This window comes from Streptomyces sp. HUAS MG56 (assembly GCF_058673395.1).
On the sequence record NZ_CM178722.1, the window covers coordinates 5,647,045 to 5,671,814 of the forward strand.

Genomic DNA, 24,770 nt, shown 5'->3' on the forward strand with positions numbered 1-24,770 from the left:
CGGAGTCGGGCATCTGTCCTCGGTGACCCACGCGTCTACACCTCGACGTGGGAGCCCATGATGACGGTGCGGTCGCGGGGCAGGCCGAAGTACTCGGCGGCGTCGGCGGTGATGTAGGAGGTGGCGATGAACAGCCGCTTGCGCCAGGGCGCCATCGTCGGTGACGTGCCGCGCCGGAGCTCGATCTTCGACAGGAAGTAGGACGCCTGGTCGAGGTCCAGCGGCCCCTCGGTCTGTGCCGGGGTGAGCACGGCCAGGGTGCCGGGCACGTCCGGTGTCTCCATGTAGCCGAACCTTGCGGTGACGTGGATGATCCCGTCGTCGGTGTAGCCGAGGTCGTCGACGACGATCCGCTGGTCGGCCGGTACGCGGGGCATGGGTTCGGTCGCCAGGGAGAGGATGACGACCTGGTCGTGACGCACGTGGTTGTGCTCGACGTTGGCCCGCATGGCCAGGGGCGCGGTCTGCTTGCCCCGGTTGAGGAAAACGGCCGTGCCCGGGATCCGGAGCGTCGACAGCTTCCCTGAGCGGAGGTCTTCGATGAACTCGGGCAGCGGACCTTCGAGCCGCGCCCGTTCGGCGGTGACGACCTCGCGTCCGCGTTGCCAGGTCGTCATGACGGTGAACGCGGTGACGCCGATCATCAGCGGCAGCCACGCGCCGTGGACGAACTTGGTCAGGTTGGCCGCCACGAACAGCAGGTCCACAAAGAGCAGCACGGTCGCGCCGATGGCGACCAGCCATTTGGGCGTGCCCCATTTCGCGCGGGCGACGTAGAAGAACAGCAGGGTGGTGATGGTGATGGTGCCGGTGACCGCCATGCCGAACGCGAAGGCCAGCGCCGCGGAGCTGCGGAAGGCGAAGACCAGGGTGAGGACCGCGACCATCAGCAGCCAGTTGATCCAGGGGACGTAGATCTGGCCGATGGTGGATTCGGAGGTGTGCGCGATCCGCAGCCTCGGCAGGTAACCCAGCTGGGCTGCCTGGGAGGTCACCGAGTACGCGCCGGTGATCACTGCCTGGGAGGCGATCACGGTGGCCGCCGTGGCCAGCACGACCATCGGCAGGCGTCCCCAGTCCGGTGCGAGCAGGAAGAAGGGGCTGCTGATGTTGTGCGGATCGGCGAGGATCAGCGCGCCCTGGCCGAAGTAGCTCAGGATGCAGGCGGGGAAGACGAGGAACAGCCAGGCGCGGGTGATCGCCCGGCGGCCGAAGTGCCCCATGTCGGCGTACAGCGCCTCGGCGCCGGTGACCGCCAGCACAACCGCGGCCAGAGCGAAGAAGGCCGTGCCGAAATGGCCGAACAGGAAGCCCAGGGCGTAGCTCGGCGACAGCGCCCTGAGGATGGCCGGATGGTCGGCGATGCCGGCGACACCGCAGGCGCCGATGGCCGCGAACCAGGCGATCATGACCGGTCCGAAGACCCGGCCCACCGCCGCGGTTCCCCTGCGCTGCACGAGGAACAGCAGCACGATGATCACCGCGGTGACGGGTACGACCGCGCCTTCCAGCGACGGCTGGACGACCTTGAGTCCTTCGACCGCGGACAGGACCGAGATCGCCGGGGTGATCATGCTGTCGCCGAAGAACAGCGACGCGCCGAAGATGCCCAGCGCTGCCAGTACGGCGGCGGTGCGTCCGGCCCGCCGTGAGCTCCATCGCCGTACCAGGGTGATCAGCGCCATGATGCCGCCCTCGCCGTCGTTGTCGGCGCGCATCGCCAGCAGCACATAGGTGACCAGGACGATGACCACCACCGACCAGAACACCAGGGACACCACCCCGTAGACGTTCTGAGTGGTGACCGGGACGGGGTGCGGGTCGCCCGGGTCGAACACGGTCTGCAGGGTGTAGATCGGGCTGGTCCCGATGTCACCGAAGACCACGCCGAGAGCACCGATCACGAGGGCCAGGCGCACCGTGCCGTGCGCGCCCGCATGATCGGTGTCCGGCGTCCGCGATGGGGATCCGTCCTCGGGCGCGGTCCCCTGCCGGTGATCGGCCATGGTGAATCCTCCTCGTTGCAGGCCGCTGTACTGAAGGCCCTGTGCGTCGGGGCGGACGATACCGATCATCAGCGCGAATACCGGTAGGCGGAGGGCGGCGTGGTCTCAACGGGGGAGGCCAACGGCAGCCGCACCTGCACGATGACCGGGAGCGTCGTGTGAACCTGTTCCTCATGTCAATCATTGCAACCGCCGTGGTACTGCTCATCGCCGCTCTGCACGTCTACATCCTGGTCCTGGAGATGTTCCTGTGGACCGGCCCCAGGGCTCGGGCAGCCTTCGGGACCAGTGCCGAGTTCGCCTCCGGGACGAAGGCACTCGCGGCCAATCAAGGGCTGTACAACGGCTTCCTCGCCGCCGGTCTGGTGTGGGGTGCGGTGGCATCCGATCCGGTGGGTTTCCAGGTGAAGGTGTTCTTCCTGGTGTGCGTGGCCGTGGCCGGCGCGTACGGTGGCGCCACGGCCAGCCGAAAGATCGTCTTCGTGCAGACTGTTCCCGCGCTGATCGGACTGGCGCTGGTGCTGGCCGCCCGCTGAGTGTCGCCGGCAAGTCGAACGGGGCCGACGGAACTGTCAGTGGTGGGAAGTCCTGCTGCGGCGTACGCGACGTACCAGCACGCAGCCGGCGGCGATGGCCAGCAGGGCGTCGGCGGTGGCGATCAGCGTCCCTCAACCCGAGCCGAACCGAAGCAGTACAGGGAAAACGGGCCGCGGCCGGCTGCCGTGGCCCGTTTTCCTTCTCCGTGCCGCCGAGGAGACCCCACGTCCCCCTCACGCCGGCGGCTCCCCGTGACCCGACGGGGCGGTCCTTGCATGCGTGATGTGTGCTGGTGTCACTCAGCTCGCGCTGAAGGCGGACGTGCCTTCCGGGGTGCCCCAGCCGGTCGGGCCGTCGTAGCCGGGCCCTGCGGTGCAGAAGTACGACGTGGAGCAGGAGCCGTTGCTGCCGCTGGTCACGTCGTTGAGGGCGGCGGTGCCGGCCTTGGCGTACGGGTACTGCGCCGGGTAGTCACTGCTGCCCGGGGTGCCGGCGAGGGCGTAGACCGAGGCGATGATCGGCGAGGAGGCGCTGGTGCCGCCGTAGGTGTTCCAGCCGCTCGCCTGGTAGGTGTCGTAGACCGAGACGCCGGTGGCGGGGTCGGCCACGGCGGACACGTCGGCGATCATGCGGGTGGAGCAGCCGCTGTCGGTCTGCCAGCTGGGCTTGGGGTCGTTGGCGGAGCAGCCGGAGCCGGTGCCCTCGGTGCTGGAGGTGTGCCAGACGGACTCGGTCCAGCCGCGGCTGTTGGAGGCGGTCTTGAGGGCGGTGCCGCCGACGGCGGTCACGTACTGCGAGGCGGCCGGGTACTCGGCGCCGTAGGCGCTGTCACCCGCGCTGGCGGTGATGGCGACGCCCGGGTGGTTGTAGTACGAGGAGTCGTACGTCGTGTCGGAGGAGGACTCCGAGCCGCCGTAGCTGTTGGAGACGAACTTCGCGCCGAGGGAGACGGCCTCGTTCACCGCGGTGCCGAGGTCGGCTTCGGACGCCGACTTGGCCTCGACGAGGAGGATGTTGCAGTTCGGGCAGACCGCGCTGACCATGTCGAGGTCAAGGGAGATCTCGCCGGCCCAGCCGCTGTCGGCGGTGGGGAGGTTGGACGACGAGCCGTCCTGGCCGACCTTGCTGAAGCAGCCGCTGTCGCTGGTGCAGGCCGGCAGGCCGTACTGCGAGCGGTAGGTCGCGAGGTCCGACTCGGCGTTCGGGTCGTCGAAGGCGTCGACGATGGCGACGGTCTCGCCCGAGCCGTTGGCGGAGGCCGCGGAGGTCAGGCCGTAGGCGGACTGGAGGTCCGACGGGCCGAATCCGGTGGGGGAATCGGAGGCGGCGTTCGGCCTGATGGTCTTGGGCGTGATGCCCTTCAGGGCGGCCTGCTTCTCCATGAAGGCGGTGGTGCCGCCGGTGACGCGCAGGGCGTTGCAGGCGGCGTAGCCCTTCTTCGGGGTGGCGCCGCATGCCCGTGTGTACTGCACGTGGGCCTTGGCGACCTGGGCGGCGATCGCCTTGGAGCTCACCTTGTGGCTCGTGGTGGCGGTGGCTGCGCTTGCGTGGCCGGCGGTGCCGAGTCCGGCGATGACGAGCGCGGCGGTGGCCGCTGCCGCCGAGCCCACGCGGCGCCATCTGCCGCGTATGTGGGGGGAGCTGGGGGTGGTCGTACGCAAGGTACAGCCTCCTGGAAGTGGTGGACAGAGGCCTGCGGGTGTGGGGGTCCACCGATGGGGTGACCGGTGGGGGCGGCGGCCCGCGACGACCATCGCTTTGTTGAGTACGCAACAACAAGAAGCCTTGCGGAATCCTGACCGCCGCATTGCTCAAGGGGGTTGGGCGCTTACTGATCAATGGGTGGGGGATGGGTGTTGTCTGGCTGAAACTTGACCCTGCGCACGGCATGCGTGCGGGCCCGCGCTACGCGCGTTAACCAGCGCGCCCGAGTCCGTTTGTGTTACCGGGGGCCGAGGCGTGCCCGAGGGTGTCCGCGTGGCGAGTTCGTTTGCGTCAGCGGGGTGGACGGGTGCCCCGGGGGAGTCCCACCCTCGGGCTGCCCGACCGGATCCGCTGGTCTGGGCGGCGTCAGCGGCGGAGGATGTCCGTCATGCGATATGCAGGGTCGCCCAGCTGGCAGGTCCGAAGCGGGACCTCGCAGGAGCTCGTGATCGGGTTGTTCGTGCGGGACGCGGCTGGTCTGCGTCCGCGCGCCGGCATCGACGTGCCGCCGCTGGTGCCGGCGGTCGAGACGCGGGCGAGCCTCGTGCCTCTCGCGGTCCCGGAGGCGTCGGCGCAGTGGGCTCGATGGTGGGATCGCGCATTGACGCGGCACGAGGGGCCCGATCGCGGGTTCCCTGCGCCGGAGTCCAGGTTCGGGGACGGCGAGGAACTCGGGGTGCTGGTGCGCGAGTGCTTCGATGACGCCGTGCGGTGGAGTTCTGCCCGGGGCCGCGAGTACGCGGAGGCCATGATGCGCGGTGGTCGCCGTGGCCATGAAGGAGACCTCGTCCGTGCGGTGGAGACGGAGTTGGGGCGCAAGGCCCGCCCGTTCGAGCTGCACGTGTTGGAGTTGCCAGTCGCCGGCGCGGTCGGCTGGTGTGTCTCGGAGAAGCGTGTGGTGGTGAGCCGGGCTCTGCGGGAGGACACGGCGGCGTACCGCCGATGGCTTACCCCGGTGATCCGCAAGCTGGCCTGAGACCCTCGGTGGTTTCTGCTTCGCCGACGCGCGGGTTGCCGGAAGACCGCGGTGCCATGGGCGGAGTATTCCGGCCCGGCCTACGGTCAGGTACGGGGTGCGACGACGGCGAAGGAGCGGCCGGCCCGGTACGCGGCGCTGCTCTCGGAGAGGTCGAGCCGGAGCTCGGGGTTGTCCCGGTGACGGAGGTGGCGGCCCGGGCAGTTGTACGACTCCAGGGAGAGCGACCCGTCGGCGGAGCCGGAGCGGGCGCAGAAGGTGGCGTCCTTCCGCGGCGTCCATGAGCGAGTAGCAGCCCGGGTCGGCGAGAGCAGGAACGAGCGGCGACCGGGGTGGGATGGGTGTCGTGCGTCAGGCCATGACCATCGCGGCGCTCCTCGGCTTCGCCGTCCGCCGATGGCCGATGCGGCGACCTCCCGGCCACGGCAGCCGGGCCTCCCGAAGCGGGCGAGCAGGGCCGGTACCGAGCAGGGCCGGTACCGAGTAGGAGGACGCCCGGATCCGGGCGGCCGTGGGCAGCGAGGGGAGTGACTGCACTGAAGATCCCTTTCGTGCCGTGCACCGGTCGCCGGGAAATCGGCGTCGGGGCGGCAACCTTCTCGGCTCCTGCGGCGACTGGGAGCCGGAAGGCCGAGTCGAACTACCGGATGGACGGGCATGAGGGCAAGGAAGCACGCCGCGCCGCAACCCGCGCCGCAACGGCGGCGCAGGCGCGGACTGGTCACGGGCATTCCCTTGGGGCTGCTGGTCGTCGATGTGCCGGCGTGCCCGGCCCTGACCGTCCTCACCGGGAGCGGAACCGGTACGGGGCGGGCAACTCGACCTCAGTCGACAGGCGTTCGCCGAGCTCGCCGACCTGCCGGTGGGCCGGCCACCGGAACCCGGTGGCCGCGCTGGAGGTGCGGGCCGCCGGCGGCCGGCGGCGGCTGTCCTGCACCGAATACCACTACTTCCTGTCCGCCGATGGCACCGGCTGCGGCGGGCCGCTCAGGATCACCGACATCTACGGGAGCGGCTGACCGTCGGCGGCATCGCCGTGCGGCCGGACCGCGCGCAGCCGACCTGCGTCCAGTTCGCCCGGCATTGACCAGCCCGCCGGTCAGCCTTCACCGGCCCGCAACCGAGCACGACCGCTGTTCGAATCCCGGGCTGGGCACTGTTAGGCTGCGCCCCCATTGTTAAACGCGCAACTAACGCGCACATCATTGTCAGGAGAGGGCGGGGGATGCTCCTCGATGACGCGTCCGCGGAGTTCCACGAATTCTTCGAACGCCACTATGCCGAACTCGCCCGTCTGGCACACCTCCTGACCGGCGAGACCGACGCGGCGGACGACCTCGCGGCGGACGCCCTGGTCGCCCTGTGGCAGCGCTGGGACCGGTTGCGGCAGGCCGACCACCCGCTCGCCTACGCCCGCGGTGTGGTGGCCAACCTGGCGCGCGGACGGATCCGCAGCGCGGTGCGCGAGCGACGCCGGATCACGCTGTTCTGGTCCCGCAGCCCCGAGAAGGTGGAGGGGCCGGACATGGCGGCCGTGCTGGACGTCCGCGCGGCGCTCGCCCGGCTGCCGTTCCGCAAGCGCGCCTGTGTGGTGCTGCGGCACGCCTTCGACCTGTCGGAGAAGGACACGGCGGTGGCGCTGGGCATATCGGTCGGTACGGTGAAGAGCCAGACCTCGAAGGGAATGGCCGAGCTGGAAAGGATTCTTGGCGCGCGAGCGGTCGGGGACCTGGTGGCAGGGAGGAGGAACCGGTGAACGAGGAGATCGCCCGTCGGCTGCGCGAGGCCGCCGAGGCCCACCGGCCCGACCGTGCGAGGATGCTGGCCCAGGTTCAACGCGGCATGGCCGGTCCCGCCGTCCGTCACCGCGCGCGGCCGTTCGCGAGGTCCGGGACCAGGGTCGCGCTCGCCGGGCTCGCCGCCACCGGCATCCTGGCGACCGGCGGCCTCGCCGTCGCCGCCATCGTCGCGCACTCGTCGCCGTCGGCCACCGTGACCACGCCTGCCACCCCGTCCCCGACCGTCAGTTCCCCGCACCCGGCATCGGGCCGTCCCGCCCCTGTCGCGCCGGCCCCGGCCACCACCCCGGGCAGCGCCCGCCCGACTCCGCCGGCCACCAGCCCGTCGCCGACCGCCGGCGAGAGCCAGAACGGGCCGCTGTGGTCGGCCGGCTCGGTGGACCCGCACAGCACCGTCTACTGGACGCAGAGCAACCTCGCCCTCAAGACGACCCAGCCGCTCACCTCGCTCACGATCGAGATGCGGATCGCGCAGAGCGGCGGGGTGAAGATCACCGGCACCTGGCAGACCCTGCCGAGCACTGACTTCACCGTCACCGCCCAGGAGGCCGACGGCACGCTGGTCTACCGCTGGGTCCTCAAGCCGGGCCTGACCGTGCCGGCCGGGAGCTATGAATTCGCCGCCCAGTTCAACCACGCCACCGGCGTGCGCAGTGCCGCGGGCGACGGCTACCGCGTCGACGCGCAGGGTTCGGGCGGCCCCGCGTCGGTCCGGGGAGGGTTCGTCCCGACCCGGTGAACGCCGCGGTGCGGCAGGGGGACGAGTCCCCCTGCCGCACCGCTCGATGCCGTGAAAATTCTTCCCCCGATCGCGGCAACCTTTGTGTGCGTGGCGGCAACTGGCGGGTAACCAAGGCCGGATCAAGGCCCGTTGTGCCAGAAGGGCATGCCGTTGTCAGATCAGAACCGCTCCCATCGCCGCCGTCCGGCTACCCGCCGCGTGCTCGCCGCCGCCGTGGTCCTCGCCGCCGCGGGTGCTGCCGTACCCCTGGTCGCCCAGGCCGCACACACGCCGAACGCCCGCACGCCGACCCTGGCCGGTGCGGCGGCCGGCAGTGGCCGCTACTTCGGTACGGCAGTGTCCTCGGGCAGGCTCGGCGACTCGACGTACTCCAGCGTTCTCGACCGGGAATTCAACATGATCACCCCGGAGAACGAGATGAAGTGGGACACCACCGAACCCTCCCGCGGGTCGTTCAACTTCGCCCCCGCCGACTCGATCGTCGGCCACGCCACCGGGCACGGGCAGCGCATGCGTGGCCACACCCTGGTCTGGCACTCCCAACTGCCCGGCTGGGTCAAGTCCATCACCGACGCCAACACCCTGCGCAGCGTGATGGACCACCACATCACCACCGAGATGACCCACTACAAGGGCAAGATCTACGCCTGGGACGTGGTCAACGAGGCGTTCGCCGACGGCGGCAGCGGTCAGCACCGCAGCTCGGTCTTCCAGGACGTGCTGGGCAACGGCTTCATCGAGGAGGCGTTCCGCACGGCCCGGGCCGCCGACCCCTCGGCCAAGCTCTGCTACAACGACTACAACATCGAGAACTGGACCGACGCCAAGACGCAGGGCGTCTACGCGATGGTCAAGGACTTCAAGTCCCGCGGCGTGCCCATCGACTGCGTCGGTTTCCAGAGCCACTTCGGCGCCGGCGGCCCGCCGGCCGGCTTCCAGACCACTCTGTCCAAGTTCGCCGCGCTCGGCGTGGACGTCCAGATCACCGAGCTCGACATCGCCCAGGCGTCCGCCGCCGCGTACACCAACGCCGTCAAGGCGTGCATGAACGTCGCCCGCTGCACGGGCATCACGGTGTGGGGCATCCGCGACAGCGACTCCTGGCGCACCGGTGAGAACCCGCTGCTGTTCGACGGGAGCGGCAACAAGAAGCCCGCCTACAGCGCGGTACTCACCGCCCTGGGCGGCACCAGTGGCAGCACGCCGGGCGGGGGCATCACCTCCGGCACGGTCTACACGCTCTCCGACGTGGCCGCCGGACGCGTTCTCGACGAGCCCGCGGGATACAACGGCAATGGCACCCCGCTCCAGGTGTGGGACGCCAGCGGTGCCTCCAACCAGCAGTGGCGGGCCGGCCGGAACAGCGACGGCTCCTACACGCTGACCAACGTCGCCAGCGGCCGGGTACTGGACGAGCCGGGCAACCAGACGGGCAACGGGACGAGGACGCAGGTCTGGGACTCGGGCGGCGGCGCCAACCAGCACTGGCGGGCCGGCCGGAACGGCGACGGGTCCTACACGCTGACCAACGTCGCCAGCGGCCGCGCGCTGGAGATCCCCGGTGGCCAGACCGCCAACGGCACTCCCGTCCAGATCCGGGACTCGGGCGGCGGCGCCAACCAGCACTGGAACTTCAGGGCGTCGACCCCGTCAACGCCCGCGCCGACGGGCAGCACGTGTGCTCTTCCGTCGACATACCGGTGGACGTCGACGGGTGCGCTGGCGCAGCCGGCGAACGGGTGGGACGCGGTGAAGGACTTCACCGACGTGGTGTACAACGGCAAGCACCTGGTGTACGCGTCGAGCGTGTCGGGCTCGTCGTACGGCTCGATGATGTTCAAGCCCTTCACGAACTGGTCGGACATGGCGTCGGCCGGCCAGACCGGGATGCGCCAGTCCGCGGTGGCGCCCACGCTGTTCTACTTCGCGCCCAAGAAGATCTGGGTGCTGGCGTCCCAGTGGGGTGCGTCGCCCTTCGTCTACCGTACGTCGAGCGACCCCACCAACCCCGACGGCTGGTCCGCGCCGCAGACGCTGTTCACCGGCAGCATCCCCGGCGCCGCCCCGATCGACCAGACCCTGATCGCCGACGACCAGAACATGTACCTGTTCTTCGCCGGTGACAACGGCAAGATCTACCGGGCGAGCATGCCGATCGGGAACTTCCCGGGCAGCTTCGGCTCGTCGTACACGACGGTCATGAGCGACACGGTGAAGAACCTGTTCGAGGCGCCGCAGGTCTACAAGGTGCAGGGCCAGAACCAATACCTCATGATCGTCGAGGCTCGGGGCGCGAACGAGCAGCGGTACTTCCGCTCGTTCACCGCCACCAGCCTGAGTGGTTCCTGGACCCCGCAGGCCGCCGGCGAGAGCAACCCCTTCGCCGGCAAGGCCAACAGCGGTGCCACCTGGACCAACGACATCAGCCACGGTGACCTGGTCCGCAACAACCCCGACCAGACCATGACCGTCGACCCCTGCCACCTGCAGCTCCTCTACCAGGGCAAGTCACCCACCGCGAGCGGCCCCTACGACCGACTGCCCTGGCGGCCGGGTCTCCTCACCCTGCAGCGCTGACCCGCCTGATCCACGGTGATCGCGATCGGGTGCGGTGCGCCGGCGCGTAGACGAGCGGTCTACGGCGTGGGCGCCGGCGCCTGGCCGAGAGGTCCGCAGCCCGACGAAGATGACGAAATGCGCCCCCATCGAAGAGATGGGGGCGCATTCGTACCTCCGCCTACTTGAGCGCTGTACCGCCCGAGTTGTGGTAGGCGATCGTCTTGTTGATCAGGTTTCCGCCGTCGGTCTCGGCCGTGGTCTGTTCCTGCTGCCCTGGACCGAACAGCAGCCCGGCGACATGGGCGTTCGCCACCTGGTCCATGTGTCCGAAGAACCAGTCCACCTTGTCGTCCTTGTAATGGTTGAGGGTGTTGTTCTGCGCCATGTTGCCCACGGGGATCTGCCAGAGGACCACCGGCTTGCCCACGGACTCGGCCATCGTCTTGTAGAAGTTCAGCGCGGCGGCGGCCTTCTGGTCGGTCCAGAAGTGGTCACTGCCGCCGTGGGCCGGCTGTGCGTACCAGCCCGCGTCGCGGTCCGACACATCGGTGACCAGGAAGTCGGCGTTCTTCGCCCCGAGGTTCGCGTAGTCCTTGACGCATGCCTGGGTGTTGGTCTGCCAGTCGAAGCAGGAAAGGTGCAGCCCCACGGCGGTGTTCGGCGCGTACGTGTGCGCCATCGAGATCAGGCACTGGGCCAGGCCGGTGGCGCTGTTCTCCTGCGATCCGCAGTCCGTCGGATTCGAGGCCGTGACCTGCGCGGGAACCTGGTGCGGATTGCCGAGCGAGCGGACGTAGCCCCAGAAGTCGGGTTCGAGGTCGATCGCGTCGTGCGACGTGCCGATCTTCTGGAGGAAGAAGCGGTAGTCGTTCAGGTACCGGGTGAGCAGGTCGGTCCGGTTGATGGCCTTGACCTCGCCCGGACCGTCGCCCTGGCCTGCCGCATCCCCGAGGTCGCGCAAGGAGTACCAGGTCCAGAGCATCTTCTGCGGACGCGGGCTGCCCTTGTACGTCGCCTGGGCCGCCACGGTGTCCCGATAGGTCACGTAGGTGCCGGGCGCCGTGGTGCTGCCGGTCCAGCAGCCCCACCAGCCCGACCACCCGTCGTGGCAGCGGGCTGCCGAGTAGTAGTCCGACGAGGGCGCGGGCTGGCTGTGCACGTAGGCGTAGCGCACGTCGAACGGTGCGGCGGCCGCCGAGGCGTCGGACATCGAGCCGCCGACGAGCACCGTGCTGCTGCCCATGAAACGTGTCGTCGAACTGCCGCCACCGGCCGCCGGAGACGGCGCCGACGACGGCTGCGTGCCGACGCTCCCGGCCGGGACGAGTTGCCACTGCTGATCGGCGCCGCCCCGGTCGCGGTTCTGGACGACGTCGCCCCCGTTGGCCTTGGCGGCGTTGTGGACATCGACGGCCATGCCACTGAAGCGATTGACCAAACGCACGTAGCCGTCCGGCGACTTGGCCAGTTTGAACTGCTGGTTGGTGCCGTTCAGGTCTTTCCACTGCACGAGGGCGGAGCCGGCGGTCTTCGACCAGCCGAGGTCGTCCAGCACCTTGCCGGAGTTCCGGTTCTGCAGCCGGTAGTACCCGTCACCCGCGTCGATGAACCGCCACTGCTGGTTGGCCCCGCCGTGGCGCGCCCACTGCACCACCGCCGCGCCGTCGTTCGTGGCGTAGGCGCGGTCGTCCAGCACCTTGCCGCTGTTGCGGTTGACCAGCACGTACCACTTCTTCAGGTCCAGGGTTTGCTGGGCCGAAGCCTGGCTGACCACAACGGCGGAGCCGGCCACGACCACCATGACGAGGCCCGCCCAGAAACCCCGACGCGCGAGCAACCGACGGCCACGATGCTTCGGGCGACCACCGCGGGCGTGGCCGTCGGCGCGGGCCGCCACCGATGACGTGGGTGGGCTGGGGACATGTCTGTGCTCTCGTTCAAGGGACATGTCGGTGCTCTCTTTCAGCCGTCGTATCTGACCGGACCACTTGGCCGGACAACACTGAGTGGTCCGAGAGGCCGAAAAGGTTGCCGCGAAGAGCCACAGATTTCTTTTTGCGCCCTGACCGCCCGGCCCGCCGCCTCCCGGCCGCCGCGGAGCGGGGCGCTCAGGGCGCCGGGGCCGGTCCGGATGACGTTCGGCAGCGCGGTCAGGGCGGCGTCGAGGGTGTCCAGCCAGGCCCGCCCGTCCAGGAACCCGAGGATCATGAACGTGCCGCTGCCGAGCCGTCCGGGCCGGTGAGGCAGAACCCGCGACCGCTCGGACGCGTTCCCGCCGGCTGGGCCACAACCTGCCTGCCACTCAGGGTGCGCGGAGGGCACGGAGTCATCGGTATGGGCAGTGTGAGGCGCCGGCAAGACCCGCCGAGGTGCTGTCGGTCCTTCGTGACGCCGCTGCCGTCCAACTGGAAGACGTCACCAGTCGAACGCACGCTCGTCGGCTCGCGCGTCCCGGTCCGGCGTGACCGGACGCGCTTCGCGGCAGGTGAAGCCGAGACGCGTCAGCGCCCGGTGCATCTCGACCGAGGTGAAGTCGCGGCGGTTCTGCCTGGTGATCACTTCCCCGACCTGCATCACGGGGTAGACGCGGCGTTCGATGGTCACGCACACGCCGGTGGCGGGTTCGGGAGTGATGCCGCTCATCGACTGCTCGACCTCGAACTTGGTCAGGTCGAAGGGGAACCGGGCGATGACACAGCGCATGGATGCCTCCACAGGGCGGTCAGGGAGTGATGGCTCAGGACGTGAGGGCGAGGATGCCCAGGGCGTAGCCGTGTTCGTCGATCACGGGGGACACGTCCAGGGTCCGGTCCCGCATGGCGGCCTCCGCCTCGCCGAGTGCGGCGACGGACGAGGTGAACGGTCCGCGGTCGAGCGGGATGTCCCGCAGCCGGGTCCGGTCGCTGTACCACGAGCCGCCGCGGTGCGCGGCGAGCTGGGCCCGGGTGACCAGTCCCGCGCACCGCCCGTCCTCGTCCCGGAGGAGCAGGTGCGGGACGCGGGCACCGATGAGCACGGACAGGGCCACGTCGACCGTCATGTGGTCGTCGACCTGGGGCCCGGGAGCGTGCATGGCGTCGCAGGCGGTCAGACCGACGCCGTCGGCGCTGCCGGCCTGCTGTGTTCGGGACGGGTACTGCGTCAAGGGCTTCTCCTCTTCGTCGGGGCGGGCGGGACGGGCGACGGATCTGCCTGACTGCTGGGAGTGCATCCCCGTACGGGGGCTACGGGGTGTTCCCCGGGGCGGGGCGACGGGCGCGGGCGGCGGCCCGGCCCCTGCGATTCCGGCCGGCGGATCCCTTGCCCTCGCGCCCGCCCCCGGTTCGTCCGTCGACCGGGGCGGTGAGGGTGACGGGCGTGCCGGAGGGGGTCCGGGCGCCGGTGATGCGCTGCAGTTCGGCCTCGCCGGGACGGATCCGGGCGGTGCCCGGAGTGATGCCGGCGTCGGCCATCAGACGGTCCACGGCGCGCCGCTGGTGCGGCAGGACGAGGGTGACGACGGTGCCGGACTCGCCGGCGCGTGCCGTACGGCCGCCGCGGTGCAGGTAGTCCTTGTGGTCGCCGGGAGGGTCGACGTTCACGACGAGGTCGAGGCCCGCGACGTGGATGCCGCGGGCGGCGACGTTGGTGGCCACCAGCGCCGTGACGTGGCCGTCCTTGAACTGGGCGAGCGTCCGGTTGCGCTGCTGCTGGGACTTGCCGCCGTGCAGGGCGGAGGCGCGCACCCCGACGGACAGCAGGTGCGTGGCGAGCCGGTCCACCGCGTGCTTGGTGTCCAGGAACATGATCACGCGCCCGTCGCGGGCGGCGATCTCGGTCGCGGCGGTGTCCTTGTCGGCGTCGCGCACGTGCAGCAGATGGTGCTCCATGGTGGTGACGGCTCCCGCGGACGGGTCGACCGAGTGCACGACGGGGTCGTGGAGGTAGCGGCGTACCAGGAGGTCGATGTTGCGGTCCAGGGTGGCCGAGAACAGCAACCGCTGGCCGCGGGCGGGGACTTGGCCGAGCAGCGCGGTCACCTGCGGCATGAAGCCCATGTCGGCCATCTGGTCGGCCTCGTCCAGGACGGTGACGGCGACCTGGTCCAGCCGGCAGGCTCCTCGCTCGATGAGGTCCTTGAGGCGGCCGGGCGTGGCGACGACGACCTCGGCGCCGCCGCGCAGCGCACTCGCCTGCCGGCCGATCGACATGCCGCCCACCACGGTGGCGAGCCGCAGGCGCAGCGCACGGGCGTACGGGGTGAGCGCGTCGGTGACCTGCTGGGCCAGTTCCCGGGTGGGGACGAGGACGAGGGCGAGCGGCTGTTTGGGCTGGGCCCGCTGCCCGTCGAGGCGGGCCAGGACCGGCAGGCCGAAGGCGAGCGTCTTGCCCGAGCCCGTCCGGCCCCGGCCCAGGACGTCCCGGCCCGCCAGCGCGTTCGGCAGGGTGGCCGCCTGGATCGGGAAGGGAACGGTCACGCCCTCGGCGCGGAGTGCGGCCAGCAGCCGTACGGGCATGTCCAGTTCGGCGAACGACTCGACCGCGGGGAGCGGCTCGGTGAGGGTGACCGGCAGGGCGAACTCCTGTCGGCGTGCGGTGGGGCGTGCTCGTTGACCGTTCTTGTGCCGGGGGCCGGGACCGGAATTTCGACGGTGCGGTTCCTGCGCCCGGAAGCGGCTGGAACGACTGGAGCTACTGGAACGAGCGGAACGGGTTCGGTCCACGACGGGGCCTTCCTCGATGCGGCACGTATCGAGGAATTCCTTGAGGAGGAATCACAGGACTGAGCCGAGTGAAATCCGAAGACCTTGGGTTGACGTTCCTTACGTTCCTTACGGCCTTGCGGGAGCAGAAAAGAAATGGGCTGGGGCCCGCACCCCGAGAGCGCGGGCCCCAGCCACATGATGCGCGAACCAGTGGCTCGCGACGGTTCGCGTCAGCGTCAGGCGGGAACGATGTTCTCGGCCTGCGGGCCCTTCTGGCCCTGCGTGACGTCGAAGCTGACCTTCTGGCCTTCCTGAAGCTCGCGGAAGCCACCGTTGCTGATGATGTTCGAGTAGTGGGCGAACACGTCAGCGCCGCCACCCTCCTGCTCGATGAAGCCGAAGCCCTTTTCCGCGTTGAACCACTTCACGGTGCCAGATGCCATATTGAATCTCCTTTGGAGGGGCAGTGTCGGACTCCGCACTTTGCGGAGCCGAGTCGCCGCGATGATCACACCTCCGGAAAGATCCCGGAAAGCTCTGCAAAGAAAAAATCTCTGGCAACCAAAACCGCAACAGCTATCACGTTAACACAGAGCGAGTGGCAGCAGCCATGAGTTTTCGGACCGGTCCGGTAATTGTCGTCCCGCTGGAGTGTGCATTTCTATATCGGCGGGACTAGGTATCCGCACCGGGCTCGTCCAGCTTCCGGCGCATTTCCCGGTTCAGCCGGAGGGCGTCGTCGAGCTGGTCCTCCAGGGTGATGATGCGGCACGCGGCCTCGACGGGGGTGCCCTGGCCGACCAGTTCCCGGGCGCGGGCGGCGATGCGCAACTGGCGGCGGGAGTACCGGCGGTGGCCGCCTTCCGAACGCAGCGGGGTGATCAGCCCGGCTTCGCCGACGGCCCGGAGGAAGGCGGGGGTGGTGCCGAGAACATCGGCGGCCCGCCCCATGGTGTAGGCGGGATAGTCGTCGTCGTCGAGGTTGCCGGCGACAGGGGTGTTCTCAGCGGGCATGGCACCTTCGTTTCGGGGGCGCGGCGAGGGACCCGGGCGTGCGTGGCACCCCGTGCTGCGAAGGATTCGGCGCCATCCGCCCTCGCGCCATCCGCCTCGTGCGACAACCCTAACTCCGGCGGGCACGGACATGTGGTCCCGCCGTAACAGACATCCCCTCGGGACGACCAGCAGGCCCCTGCCCCCCTGGCCGGGTGCCATCAGGACGACGGTGCCCGGCGCGTGCGCCGTGGTGGCCCCGCGCAGCCGGACGACCTGGCCGCGGACGAGATGAGGCCCGGTGCCCCGGTCCCCGCCGTGCCGTTCGCCAGGACGCCGACGGTCTGCCCCCAGACACGGGGCAGACCGGAGAGCAGCGGCGGAAGTTCCGCCGGGAGATCGAAGGTGCGCGGCCACCAGGCCCCGTCGATACGGCGTGGCACGGTGCTCTCGGGCGCGAGGCACAGGCGCAGGAGAGGCGGGGCGGGCGGCGGGGGCCGTAGCCGGTCGCTCGTCATGAGGTGTCCTGTCGAGTGGTTCGGCGCGGTACGTCGGGTCCCGGCCGCACGGTGTGCCTCGGCCGCCGGGAGAGCGCAGGCGGAGGACGCAGTGGCCCGGATCGCCGCGGTCAGCTGTGCCGTCCGGGTGCCTGTGGCGCGCCGGTGCCGGCCGTGCGGCCCTCCCAGGCGTCCTGCGCGCTGGCGTAGGCGGGGAAGCGGTCGAGGAGACCGGTGCAGCGGAAGACCAGGTCGGTTGTGTGGTTGTCGTAGACGACGCGTATCCAGCCGCCCCGGCCACGGCAGTCGGACCACGCCTCGCACAGAGGCGCCAGGATGCTGCCGTCGGAGAAAGTCACCCGGCTCAGGTCCACGATGAGGCGGAGCCGTCCGGGCCGGGCGGCGCGGGCCTCGGCCAGGGCGCGGACCAGCGGCGCCACGGTCTGCGCGTCCAGCTCGCCGTGGGCGCGGACGATACGGCACTCCTCGAAGAGCTCGGGCACTTCGCCCTGCCTGGTCAACGGCTCACGGAGGACGGCACGTGAGGCCGGCCGACGTTCGCTGCCCAAGGTGCCCACGGGGAGGCGTGCCTCATGGTGTCTCCCCTGTCGTGCGCCCGAGGAGCCCGGTCTCGGCGAGCGTCAGCATGCGCCCGGCGGTCAGCGGGTTCTCGGGATCGGCTGCCGCGGCCAGCAGCCAGGCGGCTGTTCCGGCGGGCGCCTCGGGCGGGACGACCAGCAGCACCCAGCGCCCCACGGTGCCGCAGTCCAGGGTGATGACGTGCGCGGCACTTCCGGCGCCGGCCGGCTCCACGGCGATCTCCCGGCCGGGTGACATGACCGTGTGCGGCGCGTCGGGCCATTCGGCGGGGTCCACGGTGACCCGCACCGTGGTGTCCGGGTCCGGCTCCAACGAGCCGACCAACGAGGGCAGTTCGAGTTCCAGCGCGGCGCAGCGCGGCCACCAGGCCCCGTCCAGCGGGCCGTGGCCGGCCTCCGGGGTGAGGGCCAGGCGCGGCGGGGGCATACGGTACGTGTGCGCGCCGGCCGCGGGCGCGCCTCCGGCCGGCGTACTGCTCGGTTCCATCGTGCGGTCCCGTCCCGGGAGCCGTGGGGCGACTGCCCGTCTGGTCACTCGCCGGGAACGGCACCGCCGGAAGCGCTGCGCGAAGAGCTCTCGGTACGGTCAGGCTACTCCTGGCCGACGAGAGGCGGCCGGGTCAGTCGCCCGACTGCGACCGCTCTGTCCTCCCCCGGTCGTCCTGCTCCTCCTGCTCCTCCTCCAGCTCTTCCATCAGGCAGACGCCGACGTGTGTCAGCGAGACGGCGGCCGGGGTCCGGTGCGAGGTCCACTCCACGTTGATCAGGCCCTCGTCCGCCAGGTAGACGCACGCGGCGGAGAGGTCCTCGTCGGGCAGGTCCAGCTCGGCACGGAGCACCGATCCGCTGACCTCGGGGCGATTGTGTTCGACGGCCCCGTACAGGGATTCCAGGATCGTCTTCCGGATGTTCTTGCGTTCGCGGAGTTTCGTCATGGCTGTCGTTCTCCGAGGTGTTGACGGCCGCGCGGGGACGGACGCGACGGTGGATCTGCGTGGCCTCAGGGACCCGGATCACACCTCGTCGACGTGTGCTTGTGCCTGCTGCGTCGATGTACTGGTCGAGAGCCAGGACCGTGCGGGTTCCGCGGCGTTCGCGGTGTCGAGGGTGAGGTGGAGCCGGGTCCCTCCTTCGCGGCCGGCGGGGTAGCTGCGCTGCTCGGTCGAGGCGAAGCAACGGCGGAGGACGTCGGCCACGCGCCGGGCGACCTCCGGGGTCGCGGCCACGATGCGGACCTCGGCGTGACTCTCGGAGGGCAAGGACTCGTGATTCATACGGACCTCCTGGCGGGCGACGGGTACACACCAAGAACGCGGTCGCTGCCCGAGCCGCCGAGCGGCGGTGACGGGGTGACGGGGCTGCGCCGTGTTTCCGTGGCACCCCTCTTCTGAAGGGTATGCCGGGCAAGGGCGGCCGTGCGTACCGCGCCCGACCGGCGGTCCGGCCGGGAGTACGGTGGAGAGACCGAGGGCAATCCGCGCACCGGCTCCGACACCGGCGCCGCCCTCGGTGATCGACGACACGGGGGCGGTCCTCGTCCGCGCCCGGAGCAGGGTCGCCCCATGACCGCGCACATGTTCGCCCCGACGACCCCGACGCCGTGGAACGTCCCCGCGGCCCGGCCCGCACCGGCCAAGCCGCACCCGCACCCGTACTCGCGCACGCCGGGCCGACCGCGGTGGGAGCGGGGAGCCTCACCGTACGAGGGAGAACGCCTCCGCCCGCTGACCCGCGGGCAGGTCGAGGATCGCCTGCAAGAGCTGGGCGATCTGTACGCGAAGGTGTCCGGTGACGGCCCATGGGCGTGGAACCAGGCGCGCGGCGCCTTCCTGCGGCATCTCGCGGCCGACGTGCGACGACCGGGGTTCTCGCTGCTGATCGCGGAGACCACCGCCCTGACCGGATGCGCCTACGGCTTTCCCGCGGGCGGTGCCGGTCCGTGGTGGGAGGGCTTCGACGGACATCTGCCAGAGAGCCTGTTCCGCCGCGCCGCCTCCGGGCGGCTCTTCGTCGTCTCCGGGATCGTCGTCCCTCCCCGTGTGCGCCGGGAGCAGCCGGACCGTGCCTGGAATCTCGCCCGGCGCTTCCAGCGGCGACTGCTCGCCGACCACGGCGCCGTACTCGGCGTCACGCTGGTGGACGCCCGGGACCACAGGGCGGTCGAGGCGTTGCGGTCCTGGGGGTGGCGGAGCGCCGGGGACGACACCCTCACGGCTGTGCCGCCCGGCCCGTTCCGGGTTCTGGTGCTGGTTCCGGGGACGTGAGCACCGTACTCGTCGCTTCGGCTTCGGCTTCGGCTTCGGCTTCGGCTTCGGACAGGCGCAGCGCGATCGACGGCCTCCGCCGCCGGATGAGCCGGCGGCGCGTCGCCGTGCCGGAGATCACGGAGGGCCATCTGGGCGCTGCGCAGCCCGTCCGTATCCGATACAGCGGTCGAGACCTGGACCGGCGCGACTTCCGGGCCGCGCGCCCCCTGGGCCGCTACAAGGCGTTCCGGGAACTGCCCACCGGTCTGCCGCTTCGACGCGAACGTCCGGTCGCTGAAGTCGCCAGCCGTAGAAGGGACCTGGGCAGCCGTAGCCTTCAGGTGGAGGGGCACGTGACTCGGCTTGACAGGCCAGAGGCGCGTTTCGGTGGAGATTCTCCGGCAACAGCTAAACCGAAGGTCGCTGACCTGGGGATACGTCCCCTCCAGCGTGGCGTCGGGAGCTGGCTTCGCCCCGCTGTTTACCGTGGTTGTCCGGTGTTATGGGCACGCTTTGGGCACGAAGCCACGCGGGGATGCCGTGCGGGGCTCTACCGCTCTGTCGCGGTGCTGCACCTGCGGGTGCGGGATGTCCCCGACGCGTCGGCTTGCAGATGCACACTCCAGCGGCAGCGTAGGCGGTCCGAGCGGCCACCGGTCCGCACGCCCGTGGATCCCCTCTGCCTGCCCCGTGGGGGACGCTGGGCAGAGGGGGGTTTGGGGTGGGGCTAGTGGCTCATTGCCGTTCGTGTCGCGGTGAGCAGTTCCGGCAGGCCGTGGGACTTCAGGACGCTGTAATGGTCGCCCTGCAGTGGGACGACGGTGGGCGGCGTGGCCGAGTATGCGGTGTGGGACTCGATGAAGGAGTAGTCGTCTCCCTGGGCCTTGAAGAGGGTGATGGGCGCCTGCACCGTGCGTTCGGTCAGTTCGCGGAAGGTGTAGTCGAACTCGTAGGTGATGGTGACGATGCGGGTGATGCGGCGGATCGTGTCCTCGTCCAGGGACGGCAGCTGATCGTGGATGCAGGTGACGAAGCTGTCCTCGTCGTGGGTCCGTTCCAGGCAGGCGTCCAGGGCGGGGCCGTGGATCGTGCCGGTGAAGACGGAGAAGAGGATCGTGACGTACGCCGGGTTGTCGTAGGACGCCTCCCGGCCGTGGGTGTTGCCGTTCTCCTGGCGGACCTTGGGGTTGCCGGGGCAGATCAGGAACAGGCGCTCGACCTTCTCCCCGGCCTGTTCCAGCTGCCAGGCCGTCTCGAAGGCGATGCGGGCACCGAAGGAGTAGCCCCACAGGGTGTAGGGGCCGCTGGGCTGGATGCGGCGGATCTCCGCGAGGTCCGCGGCGGCCGTCTCGCGGATGGTGTCGTACGGGATCTCTCCGGCGTTGATGCCGTGCGCCTGGATGCCGTAGAAGGGGCGGTCCAGGTTGGCCTGCTGGCCCAGCAGGCGCAGGTTCATCGGGTAGCCGCCGAGGCCGGGCCAGCAGAAGACCGGGGCGAAGCCGCCGTCCCGGGCGAGCGGGATCATCCGGGAGGCCGCTGCGGTCGCGTTGTCGTCGACGCGGGCGGCCAGGTCGCGCAGCTTCGGTGTCTCGAAGAGGACTTGGAGCGGGAGGCGGGTGCCGAAGTGCTTGTTGATGCGGTTGACGAGGGCCACGGCGATCAGTGAGTTGCCGCCGCAGGCGAAGAAGTCGTCCTCGCTGGAGACGTCCTCGTACTTCAGCGCCGTGCCCCAGACCTCGGCCAGCCATTGCTCGGTCGGTGTGGCCGGTGCCACGCACACGCCGGGCTGCCGGGCGGCGGTCACCTCGGGGGAGGCGGCCAGGGCTTTGGTGTCGACCTTGCCGTTGGCCGTCAGCGGCAGTGCGTCGAGGACGAGGACCCGGTTCGGGAGCATGAAGTCGGGCAGGGAGCGGGCCAGTTCGTCGCGGATCATCTCCGCGGGCCCCTGGGTGTGGACCGCGTCCTCGTACATGTCCTCGCCGGCCACCTGCTCGTCGCTGACGCGGCCGCCGAGGAAGAAGTACGACGGGCCGGCGGGGATGCCGGCCGAGCCGAGGATGTCGTCGAGGCGGCGGGCGGCGGGCAGCGGGTGCCCGGACTTGGAGGAGTAGCCCGAGGACATGAAGCCGAAGCCCGGCGTGCGCTGGAAGTGGTGCAGTCGGGTGCCGAGGGCGATGTACTCCAGCCAGGGTTCGGCGGCCCGGCTGACCGCGCTGATGGCGAAGCTCGCGCGGGCGTACACGCCCTGGTTGATGGCGATGACGTGCCGGGCCTCGATCAGCTCGTCGCCGATGCGCTCCAGCGCCCCGTCGCGGTAGCGGTACTGACCGCCGGGCAGGCCCTGGATGCGGCCCGGGTGGGCCTGGACATACAGCTCGGTGGGGTCCTGGCGGGGCCGGCCGTCGTTCGCGGTGATCTCGAAGGTGCCGAGGTAGTGGTCCTCCTCGGCGACGTCCAGGACGTCCTTGACCGGCGGGAAGTGGCCGAGCGGGGCGATGGTCAGGCCGTGGGCGGGCAGCACCCGTTCGAACACGCCGAGCATGTGGCCGGTCTCGAATTCCAGCACTTCCTGGATGTTGGTCCGGTAGACGGGTTCGATCGCTTGCCGCTTGCCGAGGAAGTGCACCAGCAGCCCGCCGTCCGGGCAGCGGCCGGTGCCGTCACCGACGCGGACCAGGCTGTGGTCGACCGGGTGGTAGTAGTACACGCCGGGCGCGAGGCCCGCGACGCCGCCGGACTCGACGTACAGCTGGGTGGCGTACAGGGCGCCCGGTGAGGCGTAGGAGTACTTCGGCAGCAGCCGTTCCTCGCTGTGGAACTGGCCGAACCAGCGCAGGATCCGGCCCAGTTCGGCCGGGCTCAGCTCGCTCAGCGGCCGGGAGGACTCCGGAACCGGGCGCGGTGCGAGCACGGCGAGGAGGTCCTCACGGGTGACCGGGCCGCCGTCGTAGAAGCGGTACGTCTTGCGGGCGAAGGTCTCCCGGCGCTGCACGGCGGTCTCCGCACGGCCCGGCAGGGCGATGGCCGGGCGGCCCGCCAGCTGGGCCGGCTCGCGCAGGCCCGGGTTGGACAGCTGTGCCTTGACCTGGAGTTTGGACGCCTTGGACTGGTGGTGGGCGCCGTGCGAGCCCTGGTCCATGACGGCAGCCGTACGGGGGTTCAGCTCGACACACGCGACCAGCGCCGGATGGCCGGTGCGCACCTCGTCGGTGACGATCGCGGCGGCGCGGCGCACCCAGGTGTGCTCCTCGATGCGCGAGGCCACCTCCTCCAGCTCCACGCGATAGCCGCGCAGCTTGACCTGGTTGTCGGCGCGGCCCGCGAACTGCAGGGTGCCGTCCGGGTTCCACAGGCACACATCCCCCGTGCGGTACAGGCGCTCGCCCGGCTCGAACGGCGAGGCGACGAAGCGCTCCAGCGTCTGCCCAGGGCGGCCCAGATAGCCACGGGCCAGCTGCGCGCCGCCCAGATACAGCTCGCCGGCCACAGCGATGTCGACCGGTGCCAGGTTCTCGTCCAGGACATACGCCGTAACGCCGGTCACCGGTACGCCGATGGGCACCGTGCAGGACGTGCCGCCGTCGATGGCCGCGGGGTCCACCTCGTGGAAGGTGGCGTTGATGGTGGTCTCGGTCGGCCCGTAGAGGTTGACCAGACACGCGCCCGGCAGCCCGTGGAAGAAGTCGCGGGCCAGTTTGTGGGTGAGCGCCTCGCCGCCGGAGAAGACACGCCGCAGCGAGGTGCAGGAGGCGAACTCCTCGGTGTCCAGGAGGGCCTGGAGCAGCGTCGGCACGCACTGCAGGTGGGTGACACCGTGGGCGCGCACGGCCTCGGCGATGGCCTGCGGGTCCCGGTGGATGCCCGGGGTGCCCATGACGACATGGGCACCGGCGGCCGGGGCGAGGATCTCCCACTGGGCGGCGTCGAAACTCATGGGCGTCTTCTGCAGCATGGTGACCTGCGGTCCCAGATAGCCGCGGGAGGCGAGCCAGCGAAGCTGGCTCTCGACGGCCCGGTTCTCGATCCCCACCCCCTTGGGCCGGCCCGTGCTGCCCGAGGTGTAGATGACATACGCGAGATGGCCGGGCTGCCGCCCGGGTACGGAGATGCGGTCGCCCGGGCCCGGCGTCGCTTCCGTCGGCGTGAGTATCAGGACGTCCCTCGGTGCGAGGGCGGCCAGACGCTCGCGCAGGTGTTCCTGGGTCACGATGACCTGCGCCCCGGAGTCCTCGATCATGTAGCGCAGCCGGTCCTCGGGGTAGTCCGGGGACAGCGGCAGATAGGCGGCGCCTGCGCCGAGGATGCCCCACACGCCGGTCATCAGGTCCAGGGACGGCTCGGTGAACAGACCGACGCAGGTGTCGGGGCCGACGCCGAGCCGGGCGAGACGGGCACCGAGGTGCCGGCTCTGCCGGTCGAGTTCACGGTAGCTGAGCCGTTCGTCGCGGAAGGTGACCGCCGTGGCCTCTGGACGCAAAGCGGCCTGCCGGGCCAGCAGATCGGGCAGACACAGGCCCGTGAGGGGTGTGCCGGATATCAGTGCGCTCGCAGTCTTCATTGCATCGTCCCCGCGTGGTTGTGCTCGGTGGGTGGCGACGGCCAGCCTCGGGCGGCGGGCTCCTGAAGATCTCCCGGGCTGGTACGGGCCCGGCACGGGACGTTCGCGGGAGGTGTTCGGGAACGGCGGCCGACACGATCGGGATCCGTAGCACCTCGCGCCGTCCGCTTGAGAGGCACAGCGCGACACCCGTGACACCATGAAGGCTGGCCACTGTGACCAAGATCGTCCTCGTCCCCGGAAGCATCCGTCGGGACTCGCTCAACGCCTCCGTCCTCGCTACCGTGCGTCGGCTGCTGGCCGAGCGGCCGGACGGGGACGAGTACGACATCGACACCCTGTCGGTGGGGCACCTCCCCTTCTACGACGGGGATGTCGAGCAGGCCGGCGGCACCGACGCGGTGCACGCGGCCAAGGAGCTGGTGCGGGACGCGGACGCGCTCTTCATCAGCACCCCCTCGTACAACGGAGAGATGCCGGGCGTCCTCAAGAACGCCCTGGACTGGCTCTCGCGCCCGGGCGGAAACAGCCCGCTCACCGGCAAGACGGTCGCGCTGGCGAGCGCCTCGCCCGGAGCGCGCGGCGCGGTGGACGCACAGGCCGCGCTGGCCGGCGTACTGACCCGCTGCGGTGCCCAGGTGGTGGCCCACGATCCGGTCGCCGTCGGCAAGGCCTACCAACTGAGCACCGCGAACGGTGTCTTCACCGACTCCGACGTCCTCCTGGCCCTCACCGGCCTCGTCGACGCCACCCTCGCGGCACTGCCGGCCCGGCCCGCCGCCGCGCACGCCTGAACGCGCGAACGCCCCGCGCGGCGGGCTCACCCGCGGCCGACCTCCGCCACACCGATGTGACAGACAGGGGACACC

At 70.6% G+C, this 24,770-nt stretch carries 24 protein-coding genes and 1 pseudogene; 9 read left to right on the forward strand and 16 right to left on the reverse strand.

Annotation, left to right across the window (positions count from 1 at the left end; translation table 11 throughout):
* Window positions 1-35 precede the first annotated feature (35 nt).
* Window positions 36-2,006: a potassium transporter Kup gene (locus AC4OXY_RS26740; protein WP_491991188.1), complete on the reverse strand. Its 1,971-nt coding sequence runs from the start codon at window positions 2,004-2,006 to the stop codon at window positions 36-38.
* A 173-nt stretch (window positions 2,007-2,179) separates the two neighbouring features.
* Here AC4OXY_RS26740 and AC4OXY_RS26745 point away from each other — a divergent pair, with 173 nt between their 5' ends.
* Window positions 2,180-2,542, forward strand: a complete 363-nt coding sequence (locus AC4OXY_RS26745) for a DUF1304 domain-containing protein (RefSeq protein WP_356026174.1) — start codon at window positions 2,180-2,182, stop codon at window positions 2,540-2,542.
* A gap of 300 nt (window positions 2,543-2,842) precedes the next feature.
* On the opposite strand, the gene AC4OXY_RS26750 is transcribed toward AC4OXY_RS26745, so the two are convergent.
* On the reverse strand, window positions 2,843-4,204 hold the full coding sequence (locus tag AC4OXY_RS26750) for a S53 family peptidase (protein WP_491991189.1): 1,362 nt from the start codon (window positions 4,202-4,204) through the stop codon (window positions 2,843-2,845).
* A 503-nt stretch (window positions 4,205-4,707) separates the two neighbouring features.
* Between AC4OXY_RS26750 and AC4OXY_RS26755 the strand changes: the two genes are divergently transcribed.
* Window positions 4,708-5,223 carry a hypothetical protein gene (locus tag AC4OXY_RS26755; RefSeq protein ID WP_491994646.1) on the forward strand — a complete coding sequence of 172 codons (516 nt, stop codon included), beginning with the start codon at window positions 4,708-4,710 and terminating at the stop codon, window positions 5,221-5,223.
* Between the two features lie 86 nt (window positions 5,224-5,309).
* Here AC4OXY_RS26755 and AC4OXY_RS26760 read toward each other — a convergent pair whose 3' ends face one another.
* Both AC4OXY_RS26760 and AC4OXY_RS26765 read right to left on the reverse strand, forming a co-directional pair.
* Window positions 5,310-5,621, reverse strand: a complete 312-nt coding sequence (locus tag AC4OXY_RS26760; RefSeq protein WP_491994647.1) for an AbfB domain-containing protein — start codon at window positions 5,619-5,621, stop codon at window positions 5,310-5,312.
* Window positions 5,575-5,760, reverse strand: a complete 186-nt coding sequence (locus tag AC4OXY_RS26765; RefSeq protein ID WP_356026215.1) for a hypothetical protein — start codon at window positions 5,758-5,760, stop codon at window positions 5,575-5,577. The genes AC4OXY_RS26760 and AC4OXY_RS26765 overlap by 47 nt, the downstream gene beginning before the upstream one ends.
* A gap of 347 nt (window positions 5,761-6,107) precedes the next feature.
* On the opposite strand from AC4OXY_RS26765, the gene AC4OXY_RS26770 reads away from it, so the two are divergent.
* The 4 genes from AC4OXY_RS26770 (at window position 6,108) to AC4OXY_RS26785 (ending at window position 10,341) form a co-directional block, all read left to right on the forward strand.
* Complete coding sequence (locus AC4OXY_RS26770; RefSeq protein ID WP_491991190.1) at window positions 6,108-6,242, forward strand: hypothetical protein; 135 nt, start codon at window positions 6,108-6,110, stop codon at window positions 6,240-6,242.
* A 206-nt stretch (window positions 6,243-6,448) separates the two neighbouring features.
* On the forward strand, window positions 6,449-6,979 hold the full coding sequence (locus AC4OXY_RS26775) for a SigE family RNA polymerase sigma factor (RefSeq protein WP_376287989.1): 531 nt from the start codon (window positions 6,449-6,451) through the stop codon (window positions 6,977-6,979).
* Entirely contained in the window at window positions 6,976-7,761 is a 786-nt protein-coding gene (locus AC4OXY_RS26780; RefSeq protein WP_491991191.1) for a hypothetical protein, read from the forward strand. The genes AC4OXY_RS26775 and AC4OXY_RS26780 overlap by 4 nt, the downstream gene beginning before the upstream one ends.
* Window positions 7,762-7,908: 147 nt before the next feature.
* Window positions 7,909-10,341 carry a non-reducing end alpha-L-arabinofuranosidase family hydrolase gene (locus AC4OXY_RS26785; protein WP_491991192.1) on the forward strand — a complete coding sequence of 811 codons (2,433 nt, stop codon included), beginning with the start codon at window positions 7,909-7,911 and terminating at the stop codon, window positions 10,339-10,341.
* Between the two features lie 160 nt (window positions 10,342-10,501).
* On the opposite strand, the gene AC4OXY_RS26790 is transcribed toward AC4OXY_RS26785, so the two are convergent.
* The 11 genes from AC4OXY_RS26790 to AC4OXY_RS26840 all read right to left on the reverse strand — a co-directional run bounded on the left by AC4OXY_RS26790 (window position 10,502) and on the right by AC4OXY_RS26840 (window position 18,371).
* Window positions 10,502-12,160, reverse strand: coding sequence for an RICIN domain-containing protein (locus tag AC4OXY_RS26790; RefSeq protein WP_491991193.1), 1,659 nt, complete (start codon window positions 12,158-12,160; stop codon window positions 10,502-10,504).
* A gap of 578 nt (window positions 12,161-12,738) precedes the next feature.
* Window positions 12,739-13,026, reverse strand: coding sequence for an SCO5918 family protein (locus AC4OXY_RS26795; protein WP_491991194.1), 288 nt, complete (start codon window positions 13,024-13,026; stop codon window positions 12,739-12,741).
* Between the two features lie 34 nt (window positions 13,027-13,060).
* Window positions 13,061-13,396 carry a CBS domain-containing protein gene (locus AC4OXY_RS26800; RefSeq protein WP_356039800.1) on the reverse strand — a complete coding sequence of 112 codons (336 nt, stop codon included), beginning with the start codon at window positions 13,394-13,396 and terminating at the stop codon, window positions 13,061-13,063.
* A gap of 151 nt (window positions 13,397-13,547) precedes the next feature.
* Window positions 13,548-15,026, reverse strand: coding sequence for a DEAD/DEAH box helicase (locus tag AC4OXY_RS26805; protein WP_356039789.1), 1,479 nt, complete (start codon window positions 15,024-15,026; stop codon window positions 13,548-13,550).
* A gap of 218 nt (window positions 15,027-15,244) precedes the next feature.
* Window positions 15,245-15,451: a cold-shock protein gene (locus tag AC4OXY_RS26810; RefSeq protein WP_020943091.1), complete on the reverse strand. Its 207-nt coding sequence runs from the start codon at window positions 15,449-15,451 to the stop codon at window positions 15,245-15,247.
* A gap of 232 nt (window positions 15,452-15,683) precedes the next feature.
* Complete coding sequence (locus AC4OXY_RS26815; RefSeq protein ID WP_356039786.1) at window positions 15,684-16,022, reverse strand: MerR family transcriptional regulator; 339 nt, start codon at window positions 16,020-16,022, stop codon at window positions 15,684-15,686.
* Between the two features lie 200 nt (window positions 16,023-16,222).
* Window positions 16,223-16,519, reverse strand: a complete 297-nt coding sequence (locus tag AC4OXY_RS26820; protein WP_491991195.1) for a DUF5994 family protein — start codon at window positions 16,517-16,519, stop codon at window positions 16,223-16,225.
* A gap of 110 nt (window positions 16,520-16,629) precedes the next feature.
* Window positions 16,630-17,001, reverse strand: coding sequence for an STAS domain-containing protein (locus AC4OXY_RS26825; RefSeq protein WP_356039780.1), 372 nt, complete (start codon window positions 16,999-17,001; stop codon window positions 16,630-16,632).
* Between the two features lie 88 nt (window positions 17,002-17,089).
* Window positions 17,090-17,524 (reverse strand): DUF5994 family protein, encoded by a 435-nt coding sequence (locus AC4OXY_RS26830; RefSeq protein ID WP_491991196.1) that lies wholly within the window; start codon window positions 17,522-17,524, stop codon window positions 17,090-17,092.
* A 193-nt stretch (window positions 17,525-17,717) separates the two neighbouring features.
* Window positions 17,718-18,032: a hypothetical protein gene (locus tag AC4OXY_RS26835; RefSeq protein ID WP_491991197.1), complete on the reverse strand. Its 315-nt coding sequence runs from the start codon at window positions 18,030-18,032 to the stop codon at window positions 17,718-17,720.
* Window positions 18,033-18,110: 78 nt separating this feature from the next.
* Window positions 18,111-18,371: a hypothetical protein gene (locus tag AC4OXY_RS26840; protein ID WP_376287997.1), complete on the reverse strand. Its 261-nt coding sequence runs from the start codon at window positions 18,369-18,371 to the stop codon at window positions 18,111-18,113.
* Window positions 18,372-18,659: 288 nt separating this feature from the next.
* Here AC4OXY_RS26840 and AC4OXY_RS26845 point away from each other — a divergent pair, with 288 nt between their 5' ends.
* Window positions 18,660-19,361, forward strand: a complete 702-nt coding sequence (locus tag AC4OXY_RS26845) for a hypothetical protein (protein WP_356039769.1) — start codon at window positions 18,660-18,662, stop codon at window positions 19,359-19,361.
* A pseudogene (locus AC4OXY_RS26850) lies at window positions 19,274-19,618 on the forward strand (VapC toxin family PIN domain ribonuclease); the annotation flags it as partial. The gene AC4OXY_RS26845 and the pseudogene AC4OXY_RS26850, both read left to right, overlap by 88 nt.
* A gap of 452 nt (window positions 19,619-20,070) precedes the next feature.
* Here the strand turns inward: AC4OXY_RS26850 and AC4OXY_RS26855 are convergent.
* Window positions 20,071-23,901 carry an amino acid adenylation domain-containing protein gene (locus AC4OXY_RS26855; protein WP_491991198.1) on the reverse strand — a complete coding sequence of 1,277 codons (3,831 nt, stop codon included), beginning with the start codon at window positions 23,899-23,901 and terminating at the stop codon, window positions 20,071-20,073.
* Window positions 23,902-24,116: 215 nt separating this feature from the next.
* On the opposite strand from AC4OXY_RS26855, the gene AC4OXY_RS26860 reads away from it, so the two are divergent.
* Window positions 24,117-24,695, forward strand: coding sequence for an NADPH-dependent FMN reductase (locus AC4OXY_RS26860; RefSeq protein WP_491991199.1), 579 nt, complete (start codon window positions 24,117-24,119; stop codon window positions 24,693-24,695).
* Window positions 24,696-24,770: the final 75 nt, after the last annotated feature.